This is a genomic window from Bradyrhizobium sp. Unk1 (assembly GCF_059512345.1).
Genome location: NZ_JCAMOP010000139.1, coordinates 1 through 2,944, shown reverse-complemented (window position 1 = coordinate 2,944; position 2,944 = coordinate 1). Strand labels below are relative to the sequence as shown.

6 protein-coding genes are annotated in these 2,944 nt (G+C 57.6%); 1 reads left to right on the top strand and 5 read right to left on the bottom strand.

Features of this window, described 5'->3' with window-relative positions; translation table 11 throughout:
• A partial coding sequence (locus AC5ZFO_RS47590) for an integrase core domain-containing protein (RefSeq protein WP_496124212.1) occupies positions 1-376 on the top strand: 376 nt, incomplete at its 5' end.
• 36 nt (positions 377-412) lie between these two features.
• Here the strand turns inward: AC5ZFO_RS47590 and AC5ZFO_RS47585 are convergent.
• From AC5ZFO_RS47585 to AC5ZFO_RS47565, 5 genes are all read right to left on the bottom strand, one after another.
• On the bottom strand, positions 413-601 hold the full coding sequence (locus tag AC5ZFO_RS47585) for a hypothetical protein (protein ID WP_496124211.1): 189 nt from the start codon (positions 599-601) through the stop codon (positions 413-415).
• Between the two features lie 64 nt (positions 602-665).
• The gene (locus tag AC5ZFO_RS47580) at positions 666-890 is read right to left on the bottom strand and encodes a hypothetical protein (RefSeq protein WP_283023153.1); all 225 of its coding nucleotides are present in this window, start codon (positions 888-890) and stop codon (positions 666-668) included.
• A gap of 39 nt (positions 891-929) precedes the next feature.
• Positions 930-1,469, bottom strand: a complete 540-nt coding sequence (locus AC5ZFO_RS47575; protein WP_283023152.1) for a hypothetical protein — start codon at positions 1,467-1,469, stop codon at positions 930-932.
• 135 nt (positions 1,470-1,604) lie between these two features.
• Entirely contained in the window at positions 1,605-1,850 is a 246-nt protein-coding gene (locus AC5ZFO_RS47570) for a DUF6894 family protein (protein WP_496124210.1), read from the bottom strand.
• A gap of 897 nt (positions 1,851-2,747) precedes the next feature.
• Positions 2,748-2,944: hypothetical protein (locus AC5ZFO_RS47565; RefSeq protein ID WP_496124209.1), on the bottom strand; the 197-nt coding region annotated here is incomplete at its 5' end.

The following is a 2,944-nucleotide window of genomic DNA, read 5'->3' as shown; positions in this document are numbered from 1 at the left end:
CCGTGTCGAACGTCGACTTACAACTTTCATCGCAACCTCCAACTTCACGGTGTTGCGACGACCGTTTGAATCCGCCCAATACGTATCCATCAAGTACACCGAGCGCCTGGCTGAAGCCAGCATCGAACTTTCCGTCGGCAGTGTCGGAGATTCTTATGACAATGCTCTCGCCGAAACCATCAACGGTCTCTACAAGGCCGAGGTAATCCATCGGCGCGGACCATGGCGCAACTTCGAGGCCGTCGAGTTCGCGACCCTGGAATGGGTCGACTGGTTCAACGACCGAAGGCTCCTGGAGCCCATCGGCAACATCCCGCCGGCCGAAGCCGAGCAACGCTACTACGCCATGCTGGAACAACCCACCATGGCGGCATAACTTAAACCAAATGGCCTCCGGCAAACCCGGGGCGGTTCAACGAAAATATTCGACGATGTCCGGCCAGAAGCGCGCTTTCATGCGACGATGAATCCGAGGCAACGGAATGAACGCCTCTAGCTCCTTTGCTAAAGCTGGCCATTCGTGGGCCCTCTCCGTACCGAGCACAGCCACGGCGATCTGATCGTCGGTGAGATAAAGCGGACGCTCCGTTACATCGACCATTACTCAGGCGCCTCGTTTGTTTCGCCCGCTGTTCCCCACGATTGGGTGCGGCTCGCGCAGACGGCTAGGTGTCGGCCGCCGCGCGAAAGTTCGCCGCATTCTCTGCAGCCACAGCAAGGGCCCGAGACAACTCAAGCGCCTGATCCGCCGTCACTTGGAAATGAACGCCGACAATGCTCGCAATGGCGAGCGTGATTTCGTCGTCCACCTGCTCAATTATGATAGCAGCCGACTCGTCGAGTTCGATCTCGGCAATCCGTCCGATGAAATCATCCGGTTCATTTTCCATTACTGCACCCCATCCATCCGGCCACAATCTAAGGCAGAACTAACCGGTGCCTCGATGAGGCGACCTGAGCGGAACAATCGGAACGCCGCTACTTGGAATTACCTTCAAGCCAATGCGCTTGCTGGCGGCGCTCCAACTTCTTACAGCCTCGTTTGTTAGACAAGTCGCAGCCAATTCGTTCCAGGATCTTACAACACGTTCCCAACTCTCTTTCCGAGCGGGGAGAAGCGCGAGCATCCTTTGCGCCTTGCGCGAAGCCGCGAACTTCCCGCCGCGCTTCGCTTCTTTAAGAATTTTGCAAACCAGCTCTTCAGTTCGCTTCCACCCGGCGTCCGTCATTCTATCATCGACAAAGCAACCGAAGCATATTCGAAAGGATAAGGCACGGTCTGCAGCGACGTATGATGGTAAGCCCGGCTCGTTCAACCACTGATGAAGAGCTTCGAGCTGCTCTGATCCACCTAGCGTGAGAACATCGTCCCGCTCAAACATTAAAAATGCCGCGAAACCAGCGACCTCAAGCTGCATGTCCAAGTCTAGCGTTTCCAACCAACTGGTGATTGCTTTTAGTGGAGACATTGCCCTGCTCTCCTTTCTTGCAGTCGTGATTGGGGCTCGCAACTGACAGAGGGATCCGCTCGATAGCGATTCGAGCCCGGAGAACACGCACTGGTCAACTACAAGAATTTGTAGGTAAGGCTGCGCGTCACCAGGTCAGTCGCCCTGAACCACGTGCCGCGCGATCTCCGCGCCTTCGCCATCAAAGACCAGCACGACAGTTTCGCTAACGCGATCGTAGTCAGGATCGCCGCCGATATCCCGAGCAACGCTGGCGCCATACTGACTCGCGAGATCTGCCGAGCCGAACATCTCACCCTCGCCGTCCGGCTGAAGGCGACCGTTGTGGATCATCGGAAAATAATAGCGCTGCATATGAAGGCCCTCCACCGCGGCGATCATGCGCTCATATTAGAGCGGGACGCACCTGTCCAAAATGACAGGATCGTTGTGCAGCGACACCGGCAGCACCGCCCCACTCAACCATAGCGATATACCTCGCGCACTTTAGCTAACCACCGGACAATTACGGAGAGCGAAGCTGCTTTCTTTCCGGTGGACAGCCCTTGGTTGCGATAGTAACTTAGAGTCGTTTTTCAGGACGTGAGATTTTCTTATGCGCGACTGGCAACTGCCGTTTTCTCGCGTGTGCTTGGACTGCACCTCAAAGCGCGAACGAGTATCCTACCGCCGCTACACGGAGTGTTGGGCAGATTTGCAACGCGCTGCGATTTTGAGCGGTGCGTGATGCTGCTCTACATTTTCACGGTCATAATGATCGAGTCGTGGCTCGATTTCTGGCTAGCCCAACGTCTCGCCCAGGCATGCTGCCCGCGCTGGGGCACCTCACTCGGGGACACGATGGGAGAGTAATCTTGGAGTCCGCGGTCAGCCTGTCGGTCGTGATTGAAGCAGGACAGTCCGTCAGCCTTTCGTCAGCTATCGCGAGCGAACCCCGTGCCTTTTATGACTAACCCGCACACCGTAACAGCGCGGGCGCGACTCGGCGCCGGAAATGCGCAACGACGCTATCCCTGCCACACCCGCGCTGCCGGTGAAGTTAGCGGCAACGTGACTCGGCACCGCCATACCGATGAAGCGCTGTCCCTGCCCCGTGCCGCCAACTTCGGGGCCAGCCTCAGCGACGAAAGAAGCTGACGGGTATATATCATCCCGACGAATGCCCTAGCGCAACTACCAGGATAGGGCGGTGACTTGGCGATCAGTCCCGGATCGCAGGCAGCGCGGGCGCGCCGCTGGCGAAAGTCTCACAGGCGTCCCACCCGAACCGGCTGGCACTCACCTCTTCCTCTCTAGAAGCGTTCGTATGCGTGCAGCGATCTTTCGTGCCTCCTTCGGCCCGAGATTGGGTTTCACGCTATCGAGTATGCCCACCATTGCCTGAGCCTCCTCGGCATCAAACGTCGCGACTTGGCGATCTGCTTGGCTCAAAGACTGATCGGCCGCGCGGGCCTGATTGGCTGCAAGCACCGCAA